Origin of the sequence: Mesorhizobium sp. M0195, assembly GCF_040322115.1 — a bacterium.
GTDB lineage: Bacteria > Pseudomonadota > Alphaproteobacteria > Rhizobiales > Rhizobiaceae > Mesorhizobium.
Genome location: NZ_JAMYSV010000002.1, coordinates 17,150 through 35,167, shown reverse-complemented (window position 1 = coordinate 35,167; position 18,018 = coordinate 17,150). Strand labels below are relative to the sequence as shown.

At 61.0% G+C, this 18,018-nt stretch carries 19 protein-coding genes; 7 read left to right on the top strand and 12 right to left on the bottom strand.

Annotation, left to right across the window (positions count from 1 at the left end; all coding sequences use genetic code 11):
* The first annotated feature begins 10 nt into the window (after positions 1 to 10).
* From NKJ12_RS05015 to fghA, 5 genes are all read left to right on the top strand, one after another.
* Entirely contained in the window at positions 11 to 1,189 is a 1,179-nt protein-coding gene (locus NKJ12_RS05015) for an alanine racemase (protein WP_352701459.1), read from the top strand.
* A gap of 56 nt (positions 1,190 to 1,245) precedes the next feature.
* Positions 1,246 to 2,520 carry an NAD(P)/FAD-dependent oxidoreductase gene (locus NKJ12_RS05010; RefSeq protein WP_352701458.1) on the top strand — a complete coding sequence of 425 codons (1,275 nt, stop codon included), beginning with the start codon at positions 1,246 to 1,248 and terminating at the stop codon, positions 2,518 to 2,520.
* Positions 2,517 to 3,971 carry an aldehyde dehydrogenase family protein gene (locus tag NKJ12_RS05005; protein WP_352701457.1) on the top strand — a complete coding sequence of 485 codons (1,455 nt, stop codon included), beginning with the start codon at positions 2,517 to 2,519 and terminating at the stop codon, positions 3,969 to 3,971. The genes NKJ12_RS05010 and NKJ12_RS05005 overlap by 4 nt, the downstream gene beginning before the upstream one ends.
* Positions 3,972 to 4,257: 286 nt before the next feature.
* Positions 4,258 to 4,476 (top strand): hypothetical protein, encoded by a 219-nt coding sequence (locus NKJ12_RS05000; RefSeq protein WP_352701456.1) that lies wholly within the window; start codon positions 4,258 to 4,260, stop codon positions 4,474 to 4,476.
* A gap of 371 nt (positions 4,477 to 4,847) precedes the next feature.
* Positions 4,848 to 5,699, top strand: a complete 852-nt coding sequence (fghA, locus tag NKJ12_RS04995) for an S-formylglutathione hydrolase (RefSeq protein ID WP_352701455.1) — start codon at positions 4,848 to 4,850, stop codon at positions 5,697 to 5,699.
* Positions 5,700 to 5,720: 21 nt separating this feature from the next.
* Here fghA and pqqE read toward each other — a convergent pair whose 3' ends face one another.
* The 7 genes from pqqE to NKJ12_RS04960 form a co-directional block, all read right to left on the bottom strand.
* Positions 5,721 to 6,842 (bottom strand): pyrroloquinoline quinone biosynthesis protein PqqE, encoded by a 1,122-nt coding sequence (gene pqqE / locus NKJ12_RS04990; protein ID WP_352701454.1) that lies wholly within the window; start codon positions 6,840 to 6,842, stop codon positions 5,721 to 5,723.
* Positions 6,839 to 7,135, bottom strand: coding sequence for a pyrroloquinoline quinone biosynthesis peptide chaperone PqqD (gene pqqD / locus NKJ12_RS04985; RefSeq protein ID WP_352701452.1), 297 nt, complete (start codon positions 7,133 to 7,135; stop codon positions 6,839 to 6,841). Before pqqD ends, pqqE begins: the two co-directional genes overlap by 4 nt.
* A complete protein-coding gene (gene pqqC, locus NKJ12_RS04980; protein ID WP_352701451.1) occupies positions 7,132 to 7,890 on the bottom strand; it encodes a pyrroloquinoline-quinone synthase PqqC in 759 nt (252 codons plus the stop codon). Before pqqC ends, pqqD begins: the two co-directional genes overlap by 4 nt.
* Positions 7,887 to 8,825 (bottom strand): pyrroloquinoline quinone biosynthesis protein PqqB, encoded by a 939-nt coding sequence (gene pqqB, locus NKJ12_RS04975; protein ID WP_352701450.1) that lies wholly within the window; start codon positions 8,823 to 8,825, stop codon positions 7,887 to 7,889. The genes pqqC and pqqB overlap by 4 nt, the downstream gene beginning before the upstream one ends.
* Positions 8,826 to 9,287: 462 nt before the next feature.
* On the bottom strand, positions 9,288 to 10,151 hold the full coding sequence (locus NKJ12_RS04970; protein WP_352701449.1) for a substrate-binding domain-containing protein: 864 nt from the start codon (positions 10,149 to 10,151) through the stop codon (positions 9,288 to 9,290).
* Between the two features lies 1 nt (position 10,152).
* Positions 10,153 to 10,677, bottom strand: a complete 525-nt coding sequence (locus tag NKJ12_RS04965) for a c-type cytochrome, methanol metabolism-related (RefSeq protein WP_352701448.1) — start codon at positions 10,675 to 10,677, stop codon at positions 10,153 to 10,155.
* Positions 10,678 to 10,832: 155 nt separating this feature from the next.
* Positions 10,833 to 12,734, bottom strand: a complete 1,902-nt coding sequence (locus NKJ12_RS04960) for a methanol/ethanol family PQQ-dependent dehydrogenase (RefSeq protein WP_352701447.1) — start codon at positions 12,732 to 12,734, stop codon at positions 10,833 to 10,835.
* 671 nt (positions 12,735 to 13,405) lie between these two features.
* Between NKJ12_RS04960 and NKJ12_RS04955 the strand changes: the two genes are divergently transcribed.
* Complete coding sequence (locus NKJ12_RS04955) at positions 13,406 to 13,759, top strand: hypothetical protein (protein ID WP_352690117.1); 354 nt, start codon at positions 13,406 to 13,408, stop codon at positions 13,757 to 13,759.
* A 273-nt stretch (positions 13,760 to 14,032) separates the two neighbouring features.
* Here the strand turns inward: NKJ12_RS04955 and NKJ12_RS04950 are convergent, their stop codons facing one another.
* Positions 14,033 to 14,242 (bottom strand): hypothetical protein, encoded by a 210-nt coding sequence (locus NKJ12_RS04950; RefSeq protein ID WP_352690118.1) that lies wholly within the window; start codon positions 14,240 to 14,242, stop codon positions 14,033 to 14,035.
* A gap of 359 nt (positions 14,243 to 14,601) precedes the next feature.
* Here NKJ12_RS04950 and NKJ12_RS04945 point away from each other — a divergent pair, with 359 nt between their 5' ends.
* Positions 14,602 to 14,982 (top strand): c-type cytochrome, encoded by a 381-nt coding sequence (locus NKJ12_RS04945; RefSeq protein ID WP_352690120.1) that lies wholly within the window; start codon positions 14,602 to 14,604, stop codon positions 14,980 to 14,982.
* A gap of 64 nt (positions 14,983 to 15,046) precedes the next feature.
* On the opposite strand, the gene gph is transcribed toward NKJ12_RS04945, so the two are convergent.
* From gph to cbbX, 4 genes are all read right to left on the bottom strand, one after another.
* On the bottom strand, positions 15,047 to 15,748 hold the full coding sequence (gene gph / locus NKJ12_RS04940; RefSeq protein WP_352701446.1) for a phosphoglycolate phosphatase: 702 nt from the start codon (positions 15,746 to 15,748) through the stop codon (positions 15,047 to 15,049).
* On the bottom strand, positions 15,745 to 16,302 hold the full coding sequence (locus NKJ12_RS04935) for a thioredoxin family protein (RefSeq protein ID WP_352701445.1): 558 nt from the start codon (positions 16,300 to 16,302) through the stop codon (positions 15,745 to 15,747). Before NKJ12_RS04935 ends, gph begins: the two co-directional genes overlap by 4 nt.
* A gap of 22 nt (positions 16,303 to 16,324) precedes the next feature.
* A complete protein-coding gene (rpe, locus tag NKJ12_RS04930) occupies positions 16,325 to 17,011 on the bottom strand; it encodes a ribulose-phosphate 3-epimerase (RefSeq protein WP_352701444.1) in 687 nt (228 codons plus the stop codon).
* 62 nt (positions 17,012 to 17,073) lie between these two features.
* Positions 17,074 to 18,012 (bottom strand): CbbX protein, encoded by a 939-nt coding sequence (cbbX, locus tag NKJ12_RS04925; protein WP_352701443.1) that lies wholly within the window; start codon positions 18,010 to 18,012, stop codon positions 17,074 to 17,076.
* Between the last annotated feature and the right edge of the window lie 6 nt (positions 18,013 to 18,018).

Sequence of the window (18,018 nt, the reverse complement as noted above, 5' to 3'; positions counted from 1 at the left end):
AAACGAGACTATGAATAAGATGGCGGCAAGCCTGGCGGTGAGCGAGACGGCTAGGACGATCGGCGCCTTGGTCACGCCGGCGCTGCTTCTCGACCGTGGCCGGCTCGGACGCAACATTCAGCGCTTGGCTGAGCGCGCCAGGAAGCTTGGCGTGGTGCTGCGCCCGCATATGAAGACGGCCAAGAGCATCGATGTCGCCCGATACGCGTTTCACCGCGAACCCGGACCGATCACGGTCTCGACCATCGCAGAGGCGGAGTATTTCGCGGGCCATGGCTTTCGAGACATGACCTACGCGGTCGGCATCTCGCCGGCCTCGGCCAAGCGCGCCATGGAGCTTTGTCGACGCACCGGCGCTGATGTGAAGCTGTTGCTCGATTCGGTCGAGCAGGCCGATGCCCTGGCCAGCGTCCGCGTAGCCACCGGTATGACCCCATCCGTTTTCATCGAACTGGACTGCGATGACCATCGCGGTGGCTTGAGGCCGGACGACCCGAAGTTGCTCGACGTGGCCGCCAGTGTCGTCGCGGCCAGTGCCAAACTCGTCGGCGTTCTCGCCCATGCAGGCGAATCCTATGGCTTGAACACGCCGGATGCGCTGGTCAAGGCAGGCGAGAACGAGCGTTCAGCCACGGTGCGCGCCGCTGAAATCCTGCGCGCCCATGGCCATGCCTGCCCGATCGTCAGCGTCGGCTCGACGCCGACAGCGCATTTCGCCAGCAATCTTGAGGGGGTCACGGAGCTGCGCGCCGGCGTTTACATGTTCTTCGACCTGGTCCAGCACGGCGTTGGGGTGTGCGAACTCGACGACATCGCGATTTCCGTATTGGCCACGGTGATCGGGTCCAAGCCGGAAAAGGGATGGGTGCTGGTTGACGCTGGATGGATGGCGCTTTCGCGCGACCGGGGAACCGCAAACCAGCAGATCGACCAGGATTACGGCGTGGTCTGCGACGAAAAGGGGCGGGTGCTTGAAGATGTGATCGTGGCCCAGGCCAGCCAGGAACACGGTATCCTCGCCATTCGTGCCGGTTCTGGAAAGTCCATGCCCGAGCTGCCGCTCGGGACTCGGGTCCGGATTCTGCCCAACCATGCGTGTGCGACGGCCGCCCAGCATGATTTCTACAGCGTCGTCAACGGGGCCAGCCCCAAGATTGAAGCACGTTGGGAGCGGATGCGCGGCTGGTAGGCGCGCGACTAGGCTCGGATGTCGCCCCACTCAAATCAACACCGGTGGTCAAGAAAATGAAGTTTACCTCTTACTGGCTGGATACGTCTCAGCCGTTCAATGAAGGGTCGTCCAAACCGCTCGAAGGCCACTACGACGTGGCGATTGTGGGCGGCGGCTTGACCGGCTCCTCCGCCGCGCTGGCCCTTGCCAAAAAGGGCGCCCGGGTTGCCCTGTTGGAGGCCGAAACGATCGGCAATGCCGCGTCCGGCCGCAATGGCGGCATGTGCAACAACGGCTTTGCCCAGAACTATGCAATGATGGCTGGCAAGCACGGCAAGCCTGCCGCAAATGCGCTCTACAAGGCTTTCGACGCCGGCGTCGATATGGTCGAGCGGTTGGTGCAGGAAGAGAAGATCGACTGCAGCTTCTCCCGCGTGGGCAAGCTCAAGCTTGCCGCCAAGCCCGAGCACTACGACATGCTGGCGCGCAGCCAGGAACTACTGGCTGCCAATGTCGATCCCGACACCAGGATGATCGCGCGCGAGGACCTGCGAACCGAAGTCGGTACCAACCGCTACCATGGCGGGCTGCTCTTTCCCAAGAGCGCGGCCATGCATGTCGGCCGGTTCGTCCGGGGCCTCGCGACCGCCGCTGCCCGGCGTGGCGCAGAGGTCCATGAACGCTCGCCCGTCACTGCGATGCGAAAGGTTTCAGGCGGGCATGAGGTAACGACGCCAAAGGGCAAGATCGTCGCGCGGCAGGTCCTGTTGGCAAGCGGCATTTCCCAGGTTGGCCCACTCGGCTGGATCCGCCGGCGCATGATCCCGGTCGGCGCATTTCTGATCGTGACCGAGCCGCTGTCGCCTTCGCAACTCGAGCGCCTCATGCCGACCCGTCGCAATGTCGTCGACACGCGCAATCTCGTTGTCTACTGGCGGCTCACGCCGGACAATCGCCTTCTGTTCGGCGGGAGGGCGCGCTTTGCCGTGTCCAACCCTCAATCCGACGAAAAAAGCGGCCGGATACTCAAGGCGGCGATGGTCGAGGTCTTTCCGGAACTGGCCGGCACCCGCATCGACTACTGCTGGGGCGGCATGGTTGATATGACCCGCGATCGCCTGCCGCGCGCCGGAGAGCGCGATGGCGTCTATTACTCGATGGGCTATAGCGGACACGGGACCCAGATGTCGACGTTGATGGGCACCATCATGGGCGACGTCATGGACGGGCGCCCCGAGCTCAATCCCTGGAAGGATTTCGACTGGCCAGCGATCCCCGGTTATTTCGGGCGCCCCTGGTTCCTGCCGATTGTCGGCGCCTATTACCGCATGAAGGACCTTGTAGGGTGATGACGCCTCTCGAACACCTGGCCCGCAACGGCCACCTGGACAAGTTCTTCATCGACGGTCAATGGGTTGAGCCGAGCGGCACCGCGACGGGCGTCGTCGTCGATCCCGCCACAGAAGAGGTTGTGAGCCAGTTTCCGCTTGGAAATGGCAAGGACGTTGACGCGGCCGTTGCAGCGGCCCGCCGGGCATTCGCCACCTGGAGTCGGACCACGCCAGAAGACCGCGCGGGTCTGCTCGATCGCCTGCAAGCGCTGCTCGAGGCGCGCGGCGAACTGCTGGCTCAATGCCTGAGCCTCGAAATGGGCGCGGCGATCGGCTATGCGCGCAGCGCCCAAGTGCCGCTGGCGATCACGCATGTTAAGGTCGCTCGCGATGTGCTGACAGACTTTCGCTTCGTCAAGCAACGGGGGCAAACCGCCGTCACCCACGAACCGATCGGTGTCTGCGCCCTGATCACGCCGTGGAACTGGCCACTTTACCAGATCACCGCCAAGGTTTCGCCGGCGCTCGCTGCAGGCTGCACGATCGTGCTGAAGCCGAGTGAGCTTTCTCCCTTGGACGCCCTGCTATTCACCGAGGCAATCGAGGAAGCCGGCTTCCCTGCCGGGGTTTTCAACCTCCTGCAAGGTGATGGTCCAGGCGTGGGTATGGGTCTCGCCTCCCATGCGGATGTCGACATGATCTCCATTACCGGGTCCACCCGCGCGGGCATTGCGGTGGCCCAGGCGGCAGCGACGACTGTCAAGCGTGTCGCGCAGGAGCTGGGCGGCAAGTCGCCGAACGTGATCCTTCCGGACGCAGATCTCGATCGCGCCGTTTCTCTGGGCGTAGCCGCCGCCTTCCGCAATCTCGGCCAGTCATGCAGTGCCCCGACGCGCATGATCGTGCCACGCCCGCGGCTCTCCGAGATCGAGGCAATCGCCAAAAGGGCCGCAGCCCAGATTGTCATTGGCGATCCTCTTTGCGAAGCCACTACTCATGGTGCAATCGCAAACCGTGCCCAATTCGACCGCATCCAAACCATGATCGGCGTCGGCATTTCTGAGGGCGCCAGGCTCCTCACCGGCGGACCGGGCCGTGCGCACGATCTGAGCGTCGGGTTCTATGTGAGGCCGACCATCTTTTCCGACGTGCGCACGACCATGCGCATTGCCCAGGACGAGGTCTTCGGGCCAGTTCTCTGCATCATCCCCTACGACACAGTCGAGGAGGCCGTCACCATCGCCAATGATACGGTCTACGGTCTGGGGGCTCATGTGCAGGGCCAGGATGTGGACGCCGTCAGGGACGTGGCCTCGCGGATCCGCTCCGGTCAGGTGCATCTCAACTACCCGGCCTGGGATCCGCACGCCCCGTTTGGCGGTTTCAAGCAGTCTGGAAACGGACGCGAATATGGGATCGAGGGCATGTTGGAGTATCTCGAGGTAAAATCCATCCTCGGCTATTTCTAGGCGACATCTTCGCCCAGCGCAGGGGGCGCCCGTGGGCCGAGCCGAGCTCCTGGACCGGGCTCGCGTACGTACCTGGCAATTTGACATGGCTCTGCAGCGCGCTAGCCATCTGCTGAGAAACCGGTCGAGGCCGCTAGCCAGGCTTGGTCGATCCCGAATGCCGTCGAAATTAGAGATGTCTGGCCGTAGCGGTCCAGCCGATCGAGTGTGTACGTTTTCGTACATCGATTTGGAACACAACCACGGATAGAGTACCATCACTATGGGCAGCTATGGGGAGGGTTGGATGAGTAAGGTGCAGAGGGTCAGTCCGGTAGTAGAGCAGGCAATCGCCGCAGTCCTCAATAGGGAGGATCGTGGTGACACTATCTCGATCACAGCGACATTAAACGCAGCACGGCAAGCCGCCCCTTATCTGGTCGCATCCGACGAAGAGCTGACCGAGGCGATCGTCGAGGCAGCGACTGCCCTGGGCCTGTCCGTGGCTTTCGACGGTCGGAAATAGCCGTCGGCTCACAGGGTGGCTAAGAGTCGGAAAGTTGGTGTCGTGCTTAGGAGCCCTCCTATTAGGAGGTAACTATCACCCGCAACACTTTCTTGCTCGGTCCCTGGTCACGCATGCTGCGAACCCACGCGATGACGCGTGCGTGCTCGTCCGCCATAGCCGCGTCGAACCTGCTGTCGCCGCTGAAAGCCACGGTGCATTTGCGCAGAGCTCGTCCTCCCGGAATCATTGCTGAGGTACTGGGCAGTGTTGGCCATCCCGGCTCCGATCAAGAGCCCTGCGCGCCAGCCAGCCCACCAAGGTTGCCGCGATCGCCCACGATGTCGTAGAGGCTACGGTCGGCGGTCAAAAAAATTGGCGGAGAAGCATATATGCCAGAGCACCTGAAACTCGTCTCGACTGCCAAGTCGCATGGCGGTGCCCAGCACGTTTACTCTCATCTCTCGACGAGCTGCTCGTGCGAAATGACGTTTGCCATTTTCGTGCCTCCGCAGGCGCGGGAAAGGCGTTGCCCCGTGGTGTGGTACCTCTCCGGACTCACCTGCACGCATGCGAATGTAATGGAAAAAGGCGAATACAGACGTATTGCCGCCGAACTTGGCTTGATCGTTGTCTGTCCCGACACCAGCCCGCGTGGTGCCGACATTCCGGATGAAAGGGACAATTGGCAGTTCGGCAGCGGCGCCGGTTTCTACCTCGACGCGACGCAAGAGCCCTATGCCAAGAACTATCGCATGTATTCCTATATCGTCGAGGAGCTGCCAGCCGTAATCGGGCGCGAATTTCCCGCCGATATGGCGCGCCAGTCGATCTTCGGCCATTCGATGGGCGGGCATGGCGCGCTGACGATCGCACTGAACAATCCCGCGCGTTTCAGAAGTTGCTCGGCCTTTGCGCCGATCGTGCAGCCAAGCACAGCCGGCTGGTCGAAGCCGGCTTTCGAAAAATATCTCGGCCTGGATGAGGCCTCGTGGCGGCGCTACGATGCCACTTCGCTCATCGAGGATGGACACCGTTTCCCGGAATTCCTGGTCGATCAGGGAACGTCAGACGGTTTCCTCCAGGAGGGCCTCAGGCCTTGGCTGCTCGAAGACGCCTGCTCCAAGGCAGGCATTCCGTTGAAATTGCGGATGCAGGACGAATACGATCACTCCTATTTTTTCATTTCGACATTCATGCATGACCATATGACGTGGCATGCCGAACGGCTTTCACGAGGGTAGGCCGTAGGAATAGGTCGGCAGTCAGGCGGGCTCGGTGACGACGCCGATGCGCCGGTAGACGAATGGTTCGTCCTTCGAAGGAACCGTCGCAGCGCGCTGGGCCTCGTCGATCAGCATTGCCATGCGCGCATGGATCGGTGATTTCGCGCAAGCCGGGTCCGTCGCGGAGGCATCGCCGGCGATTGCCATCGCCTGGCAGCGGCAGCCGCCCCAGTCGATCTCGCGCCGCTCACAGTTGCGGCAGGGCTCCTGCATCCAGTCCGTGCCTCGAAAGGCATTAAATGCCGGGGAATCGGTCCAGATCGCGGCCAGGCTGCGTGTTCCAAAACGCTCGAAACTGAGCGACGGGATGGTCTGGGCGGCATGGCATGGCAGTACGGTGCCGTCGGGCGTCACCATGAAGGCGTCGCGCGCCCAGCCGCCCATGCACGGCTTGGGATAGATGGCGAAATAATCCGGCGTGACGAAATCTATGTTCATGATGCCGGTGAGCCGTTCGCGCGCCGCCGCGACGATCTCCGCCTGGCGGTCGACGGCAGCACGCTCGGGCATCAGTTGATCGCGATTGGTCAGCGCCCAGCCGGCGTACTGCACGTTGGCGATCTCGAGACGCTCCGCACCCAGCGAAAGGGCCAGATCGATGAATTCCGGTACCTCCTCGATATTGTGGCGATGGATCGGCGCGTTGATGGTAAGCGGCAAGCCGGCCGCGCGAGCGCGGCGTGCCGTTTCCAGCTTCTTTTCGTGGCTGCCCCTGTGATTGCCGATGCGCTCGGTGGTCGCCGGCCGCGCACCTTGAAAGCTCAGTTGCAGATGGTCGAGCCCGGCTTCGGCAAATGCCTCGATGCGGCCATCCGCAATGCCGACACCGGCGGTGATCAGGTTGGTGTAGACGCCGCGCGCCGAAAGCCCGGCGATCAATTGCTCGAGATCGCGACGCAGCGTCGGTTCACCGCCGGACAGATGCACCTGGAGAACGCCAAGGTCGGCCGCCTGCGAGAACAAGTCGAGCCAGCTCTGCGTGTCGAGTTCGCGATTGGCCTTCAGCAATTCGAGCGGATTGGAGCAATAGGGGCATTGCAGCGGGCAGCGATGCGTCAGTTCCGCCAGCATGCCGATCGGGGGGAGAGGGGGCTCGCTCATAGCTTCACCAGCAGCTTGTCCGACCATTCCTGCAGGAAGGCGACGACATCGGCCGCCACAGCCTCCTGTTCGGCATCATAATCTGCGGCAAGGCCGGCAATGATGTCGCCGACCGTGGACCGCCCATCGCAGCGGCGCAATATGTCGAGGCTGATGTCGTTTGGCCAGAACACCTTTTCGGGCGAAAGCACGGCGAACGCCTGGCGCACGGGGTCATACTGTATGCGCACGTGCTTCGGCAGCGATGGAACCGACTGCAGCGACACCATGGCTCTTTCGCGCAGTGCCATCATTGGGCTGCCTCCGGACGGAAGGCGCCGGGCGGGATATTGCCCGGCTCGCCATAGGCGTGTTGAAGCGCGTCGAGCATGGCCCAGAGTATATCGCATTTGAACACCAGTGCATCGATCGCCTGCTGCTGGCGCTCCGCCGTGGCGGCATGTTCGAGCACATAGGCGAGGGCGAAGTCGGCGTCGCGCGAGGCCTGTTCGGGCCGTCGGGTGAAATAGGCCAGCGTGTCCTCGGTGATGTAATCGTATCTGGCCAGCATCGCGGATACCCGCTCGCCGATGATGAGCGGCGAGAACATCTCGGTCAGCGACGACGCGACCGCCTCCAGCAGGGTCCGGTTCGTGCAAAAGGAGAGGTAAGCGCCAACCGCAAAACGTGTCGCCGGCAGGGCCAGCCTCTCGCTCTTCACCGCGTCGGCATCGAGACCGAGCGAGGTCGCCAGGTGCAACCAGCGCGCAATACCGCCGCTCCAGCCGTCCTCGCCGTCATGATCCTCGATGCGTTTGCGCCAGGCGGCGCGAAACGCCGCATCCTCGGCATGAGCGAGGATCATGGCGTCCTTGCGCGGAATGACAGCCTGATAGCAATAGCGGTTCAGCGCCCAAGCCTGCATCTCGGTCCTCGACAGCGCACCGCTGGTCATCCTGTAATGGAAAGGATGGCGGTTGTGATAGCGCTCGGCACCGACCTGCCGCAGCACGGCTTCGAGCTCGCTTGAGGACAGGCCGTTGCTGGCTGCGTCGTGGAAATCACTCAAAGGTCCATCTCCATCCCGTCGCAGGCCACTTCCCAGCCAGCCGCTTCGACTGCTGCATGCTCGGCAGAATTCTCGTCCAGAACAGGATTGGTGTTGTTGATGTGGACGAAGACACGGCGGCCAATCCTCACATCGGCCAAGCCGGCGATCGACCCTGCGTCTCCCGACATTGCCAGATGCCCCATGCGCGCACCGGTCTTTTGGCCGACGCCGGCAGCAATCATCTCGTCGTCGGTGAAGACCGTGCCGTCGAACAGAAGGCATGCGGCATCGGCTAGACGCGTGCGCAGGGTCGCATCGATGCGGGCGCAGCCGGGGATGTAGAAGACGGAGCCGCGACTGCCGGCACCGGCGATACGGACGCCGATCGTGTCGCCGGCATCGGAGCTGAAATTGGCATCCGGCTGGCCTCTTTCTTCGAGATAGAGGGCTATCTTCCCGGGCACGGGAAAACTCTCGACAGCCACCCCGGTGTCGTGGCCGTCTGCGTCGCAGATCGACAGTTCTTGCGCCGGCGGCAAGATGCGTCGCGGCACGAGCGCCGGATCGAGGACATTGAAAATCGAATTCGCCTTCAGCGTCGCCAGAACCTGTGTCGTTGCATAGATAGCGAAAGGCTGCCGCTCACGCAGGCTGAGCAGGCCGGCCACATGATCGACATCGGCATTGGTCAGCACCACCGCGCGAATAGGTGTCGAGCGCAGCGGCGCATCGTGCGCGGGCTGCAATTCAGGCGTTGCCGCGATCTGCTGGCGAATGTCGGGCGAGGCGTTGAACAGAACCCAGCCGAGTCCATCCGCCGACGCGGCGACACTCGATTGGGTTCGTGAATGCACGCCAGCCACCCCGGTGCGAGCCGCACGGCTCAGACGATAATTGCAGTTCCATTGCGGAAAGCCGCCGCCGGCCGCCGATCCGATGATTCTCAAGCGCATGAAAACGCCCGCCCCGCGGCTTCTCTGACCAGCAGCCAATTTGCAGCCGCAAAAAACGGCCCGCCCGCTTTGCGCGCCTCAAACTCTTTCACGAAAATCCCATGCGGCAAGGGGATGCGTGCCCCTGTTGCCAGGGACACGCACCTCTGCGGCCTACTTCTTGGGAGTAATTTCAGCAGGCAGATACCGCGAAATTTCAAAGCCCGCAGCAACCTGACACATCGTCGGTTTTGTCCAGCTCTTCTTCATAACATTTCTCCTCTTCTACCAGCCCGAAGGGGCCGATCCGGTGGTTAGCCAACCATTGCAGCGCACCGAAGCAATGGCTCGTCCATCACGTCTCAAATGGACAAATGAAACACAAGGTTTTGAAAGGCCGAAAAACAAAACTACCGAAAATAGCCGTAGCCTTCTCTTCAATTGTTCATCGCGTTGGTTTGTACTCCTCCTCCCCCATCCCGACTATTGCGTAATCGGATTATCGTGCTCGTCGATCAGCGGCACATTGTAACCTAGCAGGAGCTTGGTGATCTCCGCCTGGTTCTCCCTGATCACCCGGTTGAGCGTCCGCTTCCATTCCTGGTCGGACGGACGTACGCCCATGGTGATGCGGTAGGACATGCGCGAGCCTTTCTTTTCCTTCAGCAGCGGAACAATGGTGATATCGGCTCCGAGTTCCCTGGCATAGTAACCTGCCATCGGCCCCCACAAGACTGCCGCGTCAATCTTGCCGGCGAGCAGGTCCTTGATCATGACCTCCCCCATGGAAGGAGTGACGCGCGTATCCACCGCCAGCGGGTAGATCTTGGCGGTCCGCAGAAGCTTGGTGGCGGCCATGTTGGCGGTTGGCGGCGTGCTTTCGACGACGCCGATTCTCTTGCCGGAAAGTTTCGGATCTTCGATCGTCTCGATGCCTTCCATGCCGTTGCCTTTCGGGTAGACGAGCACATAGGCGGAGCGGTAGTAGGCATTGGTGTTCTGCACCAGTTCATCACCTTGGGCGTAGCCCATGATGATGTCGCATCGGTTGGCCGCAAGCGTGTTGCGCACAAAGCCGGTGACAGTGGGAAACCACGTGTAAGCGACTGATTTCCGTCCCGTCTTCTTGGCAACCAGTTCAGCCAGCTTGTTTTCGAAGCCTTGGCCGTTCTTGTCGGTAAAGGGCATGTTCGAGGGATCGGCGCAGACGCGCAGAATGTCGGGATCGACCAGTTCGCCCGCAGCGCCAAGCCCGGCATTTTGTGCCAGAACATTCGACGGCAGCAAGGCGAGCGGGCCGAGGATCGGCAGAACGACGCGCAGCTTCGATGCAGTGCAGCCGGTCATATCATCCACCCATGCAGGATGCTTCGGCATCCTTGGCTGCCTGAGCCTTGTTTTCGTGCTTGGGCGGCCTGCCGCGGGGTGCCGCGCCATCGGCGCGCGCGCGCAGATAGACGTAGAGATCGTCCAGGTAACAATAGACGTTCTTGTTGTCGCCAAAGGCAGGCATGACGTTTTCCTTGCCGCCGCCGACATTCTTGCGGCCCTCGGCGACGATCGACAGGAACGTGGCGTAATCCATGGTTTTCAGACTATTGACCAAGGCAGGCGCATAGCTCGAACCTGTGGCGTCCTGTCCGTGACAGACATGGCAATCTGAATGATACCGGCGGTACCCGCTGAAGGTGTACCAATCGACGGTTCCGTTTTCGATCTTGTAGGTCGGATTTCCGTCCGCATCTAAATATTTGCCTCCTTCTTGCTTCACCGCCTTGGCTTTCTCCATGCTGTCTTCGGCCCGTACCAGACTTGAGCTGGCCAGAGGCAGCAGGACCAGGGCGAGAGCGGAAACTGCAATGCGAACGATCATTCAGGCTCTTCCTTCGTTTGCCAGAAACCCTGGCTGCCGTCGTGCAGCGGCATTGATCGGAGTTGGGTGCGCGGCACAATCGAGAGCCCGGTTCCCGGCTTCGGGGTGACCCGGGCTCTCGTTTTCGAACCTAGCCGTAAGGCTCTTCCCGGTTATCAGTCCGGGAGGCCGAAGACGGTGAGCTGGCCGCCCAGCGTCGTATAGTCGGCAAGTGCCGCGTAACCGCCGACGGCACCCAGACCAGCGGTTCCAATGACCGCGGTCTGGTCGCCCTGCGCACGGCCCTGATCAACGGCGCCATGCCAGGCAGCGGCGTTGTCGGGCGAAAGCAGCCCCCCTGCCAGACCGATACCGGCCCATCCACCGACGCCGGACAGAACGGCGACGTACTGCTTGCCGTCATGCTCGTAGGTCGTGATGTTGCCGATGATGCCGGACGGGGTCTTGAACTTGTAGAGTTCCTTGCCGTCCTTATCGACCGCCTTGATGTAGCCTTCGAGGGTACCGTAGAAGACGACGTCGCCATCTGTCGCCAATGCGCCCGACCACACCGAGAACTGCTCGGGCTTCGACCAGACGATCTCACCCTTGGCTGCATCCCAGGCAATGAAGTTGCCCATGTTACCGTCACCGCCAGGCGCCGCATACATCGACACGGTGGCGCCCACATAGGGCTGACCGGCGGTGTAGCTCACTTTGTAAGGCTCATAGTCCATGCAGACATGGTTGGTCGGCACGTAGAACAACCCGGTCTTCGGCGAGTAGGCGGCCGGCTGCTGGTCCTTGGTTCCAAGCGCGGCCGGGCAGATACCGGTCGAGTTGGTGTCTTCGCCGTTCTGCTGGGTCGAATACTTGGCGACGACCTGCGGGCGGCCATACTGGTCGCTCTTGGGATCCATGTTGACTTCCGTCGCCCAGTTCACTGCCGGATCGTATTTCTTGGCGACGAGAAGTTCGCCGGTGGCTCGATCCATTGTGTAGGCAAAGCCGTTGCGGTCGAAATGCACCAGCACGTCGTGCTTGGCGCCGTTGACCTCCATGCCATCGACGAGAATCATCTCGTTGATGCCGTCATAGTCCCACTCATCATGCGGGGTCATTTGGTAGAGCCATTTGGCAACACCGGTATCCGCATCGCGAGCCATGATTGTCATGGACCAGCGATTGTCGCCTGGGCGCTGGACCGGGTTCCACGTCGAGGGATTGCCGGTGCCGTAATAGACCAGGTTCAGCTTGGGATCATAGGAATACCATCCCCATGTCGTGCCGCCGCCCGTCTTCCACTGTTCGCCTTCCCAGGTGTTCGTGCCGGAATCCTTTCCGACAGGCTTGCCGAGATGGGTCGTCTTCTCGGGATCGAGAAGGGTGTCTGCATCAGGACCTTCCGAATAGGCTTTCCAGGCGAGCTTGCCGTCTTTCAGATTGTAGGCGGCCAGCCAGCCGCGAACACCGAATTCAGCACCGGAGACGCCCACGAGCACCTTGTCCTTGATGACTACGGGTGCCGACGTGCCGGATTCGCCCTTTCCGCCGTCGGTCTGGTCTCCGTTCTTGACAGACCAGACGACCTTGCCGGTCTTGGCATCGAGCGCGACGACGGTGGTGTCGGCCTGGTTGAGAATGATCTTGCCGTCGCCATAGGCAACACCGCGATTGACCGTGTCGCAGCACATGATCGGAATGACGTTCGTGTCCTGCTTGGGCTCGTATTTCCACAGGATCTTGCCGTCATTCTTGAGGTCCAGAGCATAGACGTTGTTTGGGAAAGGCGTGTGGACATACATCACGTCGCCGATGACCAGCGGCCCGCCTTCGTGACCGCGCAGCACGCCGGTGGAAAAGCTCCATTTGACCTGCAGGTTCTTCACATTGTCGGCAGTGATCTGGTTGAGTTTGGAATAGCGGGTGTTGGCGTAGTCACCCGTCTGCATCGCCCAGTTCTTCGCATCCGATGCGAGCTTTGCAAGGTCTTCATTGGCCGAAGCCGTATAGGCAGCGCCGAGCGATAAAAAAGCCGCGGTCGTCAGTATGTAGGTAGTTTTCGCAAGTACACGCATCCGACATCCTCCCGAGGTTCACAGTGACGAATCGACCGTCAAGCCCACAAGGGGCCTGCCCAAGCGATTCATGTGGGGAAGTAATTTCCGGCAGCTGTCACGACCTACCCCGACAAGCAGAGGGCACGTTATTGCCCGCCCCACTTGGCCTTCGAAAGACTGCCACCGCTCCCTGACAATGGCGCTCTTGAAGCCGGAAACAGGGAAAAAGCTATGTCATCGCTAAAGGCCAAGCAAGGAAAAACCCTGAGGTGATATTGCGGTGCAATATCTATTATGGTGCGTCGCAGTATAAAGACACAAACAAGAGAAGTATCCTGCGCGGAACTATTGAGAGAATGGCTGGAAGCGACGACATATATAATATCCATATCGTTGTTGTATTGTTGATGTAATTCGTTTTGGAATTTATTTCCATGTAATTTACAAGATCGCTTCGAGGTAAGTATGCGTGCGTCTGGTTGGTTGCCGATAGTGGGCGAGGCATGAAATGACCGCTGGAAGCGGGGTGCGCAGCGGGCCGTGAATCCAACTTTTGCCGGTCGACAGGGCATTCCTCCTTTGGTCCTATAAGCAGGCCATGGGAGCTTGACTGGCTTTGCGGTACGTCACCAATTGGGGCGATAATCCTGTCCGGATACATCGTGTCCAGGCCAACTGGAGGTTCCCTCATGATCAGATCTGTTGGGTCTTTTATCCTACCGCTGGTCTTTTCGGCGACACTGGCCTTTGCGAACCCGGCCAGCGCCGCGGGAGACTACCCGACGGCAACGATTGCCGATTACGTGCTCGGCTGCATGCAAACAAATGGCCAGACACGTCAGGCGCTTGAAAGCTGTTCCTGCTCGATCGATGTTATCGCCTCGATCCTTCCCTACGATCACTATGAGAGGGCGGAGACCTTCAAAAGCATGTCACTGACGACAGGGGAGGCGGCAGGGTTGTTTCGCGAAAGCGCGCCAGCGAAGGCGGCGCGCACGGAACTGAAACGCGCGCAGGCTGAAGCCGACGTACGTTGCTTTTAGTCAGGCGGAACAGGCACGCGTGGCGGTGCCTCACAGTCTCGCCGTTTCTATTGGCCATTGGCTGCGAAATAACTTGCAATCCGCATTCGAGCCGTAAAGCGATCAGGTCACGCCCGGAAGGTTTTGGTGGAACGACAGCAAAAGGTCGCTCTCACAACCGGCTTTGAGGCGAGGATGGCGGCTGCCCCCACAGCCGCCAAGCGCAGTGTCGCGCGCCGCGAAATCATCATGGCGTCTCCCCTTTCAGGGCCGTCGACGAACCAGGAATGCCTATCAAATCGCTCGTTCCTTGCTCGGAAAGGCACATTTCCAGCGCACGACCCTGAGCCTCGGATTTTCCTGCGACCATTTTGCGATCTCGGCGGGCGCCAGGAACATGCATTGGAACAGAGAGCCGCGGCTCTCGAAATAGAGATGCTCATCTCGGCAATTGCCCGGATTGGCGCTAAGGCACACCGTTAATATGAGATCGACCATGTCCATTTGGCACTTATCGTCGCCTGCGCGGCGAACTCTCCAGAGTTCGTGCTTTGGAGTTGCGCGGATTCCTGAAGGTGCCCAAACAGCAAACCGGTTGGAGTGAGGCTACGCGTTCGGCCAATAGGCGTCAATGATGTGGACCGCCTGTCGCTACACCCTTCGCGCAGTCGGGAAACGAAGCAGGACCTTTGTACGATTGACTTCCTTCATCGGCAGTCTAGCTTTTCGAGGCGTGTAGGTGCTGCCGGTCCCGGGGGAAAGGACGAATAGTTCGCTCTCCCGCACAAAAACGGATGCCGGCGGTCTAGGCATCGACACGCGTAAATTATCTAGGGCACTCACACGATCAATGAGGAAATGCCATGCGCGCAGTCGCATTTTTCGCCGCCGTGTCCGTCGCTACCTTTGTCACCACCCAGTCCCAGGCCCAGGATGCGGCGGCGGGTGAGAAGGTGTTTGCCAAATGCAAGGTCTGCCACGTCGCAGACAAGGACCAGAACAAGGTCGGTCCGTCGTTGAACGGCGTCATCGGCCGAACGGCCGGGACGCATCCGGGGTTCAGCTATTCCAAGGCCATGACCGAGGCCGGCAAGTCGGGTGTCAAATGGGACGAAGCCACGCTGACGAACTATCTTCGCGATCCCAAGGCGATGGTCAAAGGAACGAAGATGGCGTTTCCCGGCCTCAAGAAGGACGAGGACATCGCCAATGTCATTGCCTATCTGAAGCAATTCTCCAAATAACGCGGTACCGCCGGCCATTTGGAGTGCGCCCGGCCGGCGTTGGCTTGGACTTTGCGCTTGGGGGTCACGCAGCGTCTTGCAGCGTCTGCATCGCGGACGGCAGATCGAACAGGCTGTCGCAAACGAGGTCGGCGCCAAGCTCTTCAACGGGAATTTGGCTGTATCCGCCACGCAGCAGAACGACTGCCATGCTGGCCGCGCGGGCGGCGGCCACGTCGGCGCTGCTATCTCCGACCATCAGCGTATCACGAGGTTCGACCTGAAGCTGGTCGAGCGCCAGCAATAGCGCGTCTGGCGCGGGCTTCAAGTATGTCACCGCGTCTCCGCCGACGATCGCGCCGAGATAGTCCGTCAGCCCAAAATGCAGCAGGATTTCGCGTGCCGCCAACTGCGGCTTGTTGGTTACCACGCCCATGGCTATTCCGCTCAAATGCAAGTGCGTGAGAACCTCCCTGACGCCAGGCATCAGCCTTGTGCGGCCGGTCAGATGCCTGCGATAGATCGGCGCCATGACGCGGTTGGCCTCATCGAGCGCGCTGCCGAGGAGCGGCGTGCCTGAAGCCGCGAAAGCTCGCTCGACCAGTTTCCTGATGCCGCCGCCGATCATGGCCTTGACCTGATCCAGGCGCAGCGGCGGCAGATCGCGGCCGGCCAGCAATTCGTTGACGGCCGCCGTTATATCAGGCGCCGAATCGACCAGCGTACCGTCGAGATCGAACAGGATCGCCCTAGGCGATCGAAACGGCCTGCCTGCGCCGACGTTCATGCAGCATCCTTCCATTTGATCGAACAGCCGATCGAAGCGATCTGGTCCAGCGGTCCGTCGCCGGTTCGGGCAACCTGCTTCATCGCCTCGAACAGATCGCGCCTGAGGCCGGGCAATTCGGCGTCGCGTCGCGACGCGTCAAGCCGGCCGCGATATTGCAGCGTCAACTCGTTGTTGAGCCCGAAAAAATCCGGAGTGCAAACGGCGCCGTAGGCACGCGCCACCGTCTGGTGCTCGTCGTGGAGGTAGGGGAAAGTGAAGCCGTTCGTCCTGGCGAAAAGTTTCATGTTGTCGAAGGAATCATCAGGGTAGGCGTTGGCATCGTTTGGGTTGATGGCGACAAAGCCGACGCCTTCTGCCTTGAGGTCGTTGGCATCGCGCACCATGCGCGGAATCACCGCCTTCACATAGGGGCAGTGGTTGCAGATGAAAGCCACCACCAAGCCGTTCGGGCCGGCGTGGCTGAAGATCGAATGCGATTTGCCGTCGACGCCGGGCAAAACGAAATCGACGGCTTGCCAGCCGAAATCACAGACAGGTGGGATTGCCCCCATGTTGCCCTCCGATGAGATGGTTTTACGCGGCTTTCTGGAGCGCCCCGTCGGCCGCCTGCCTGATGGCGCCGATATTGGCCCGATAGGCAGCCTCGGTGCCACCCTTGAAAATGGCCGAGCCGGCGACCAGCACATTGGCGCCGGCCGCGGTGACCAGCGGAGCGGTCTCGGGCGTGACGCCGCCGTCGATCTCGATGTCGATCGGACGTTGGCCAACCAGCGCCTTGACCCGCCTGACCTTGTCGACGACAGCCGAAATGAATGCCTGGCCGCCGAAGCCCGGATTGACCGTCATCAGAAGCACAAGATCGAGCCGGTCAAGCACATATTCGATCACGCTTTCCGGCGTTGACGGGTTCAGCGACACGCCGGCCTTCCTGCCGAGATTCCTGATTGCCTGCAGCGAACGGTCGAGATGCGGCCCGGCCTCGGCGTGCACCGTGATGACGTCGCAGCCGGCATCGGCGAAGGCGGCGAGATAGGCGTCGGCCGGCGCGATCATCAGATGGCAATCGAAGACCTTGTCCGTCCGATCACGGATCGCCTTGACCACCGCCGGACCGAAGGTGATGTTGGGCACGAAATGGCCGTCCATCACGTCGAGATGGATCCAGTCGGCACCCGCCCGGACGACTGCTTCGACCTGGTCGCCGAGCCGCGAGAAGTCCGCAGAAAGCACCGAGGGCGCGATGATTGTCTTGGTATCCATGATCGTCGACTCCCATTCTGTCGTCCGTTTCCGGTCGCTGCGCACCAACCGCCGTCATCTTGTCAGCGCGCCTTCGTCTCTGGTTCGCCTTCGAGCTTACCTTCCGCGAACACGCGGCTGCCGCGAATATCGGATTCCTCGATGGTGATAAGATCGGTTTTCGTCAACGCCCGGTCGCGCGACGTGAAAAGCCGGTTGGCCTGGCGAAGCCGCGCACGGTCGAGCCCATTGCGGACCGAGCGGGCGTTGGAGAAATGCGGCAGCCGCATGCGGATCGGGAGATACTCTTCGAGCGCCTTGGCCGCTGCTTCGCTGAGACGGTAATTCTGTTCCGCCAGCATGATCTCGGCGATCGATTTAAGTTCGCTGACGCCGTAGTCGGGAAAGTCGAGGTGGTGGGCGATGCGCGAGCGCATGCCGGGATTGCTGTCGAAGAAGCGGTCCATTTTGTCCTTATAGCCGGCAAGAATCACAACCAGATCGTCACGGTTGTTTTCCATGCACTGCAGCAGGATTTCGATCGATTCCTGACCGTAGTCGCGTTCGTTCTCGGGCTTGTAGAGATAATAAGCCTCGTCGATGAAAAGCACCCCGCCCATGGCGCGCTTGATCACTTCGCGGGTTTTGGGCGCGGTGTGGCCCACATATTGGCCGACGAGATCGTCGCGCGTCACCGCGACCATGTGCCCTTCGCGGACATAGCCGAGACGATGCAGGATTTCTGCCATTCTGAGCGCCAAGGTGGTCTTTCCGGTCCCGGGATTGCCCGTAAAGTTCATGTGCAGCGTCGGCGCGCCCGAGGTCAGGCCGAACTTGCGGCGAAGCCGGTCGACCAGAAGCAGCGCCGCGATCTCGCGGATACGGGTCTTGATGGGTTTTAGACCAACGAGTTCGCGGTCGAGCTTATCCATCACCTCGTCGATGTTGGATGCCTCGAACTCGGCCTGCAGATCAACCGATTCGCCCTGCGCGGCAGCGCGCTCTGCTATCGCGTCCAGCATGGTTTC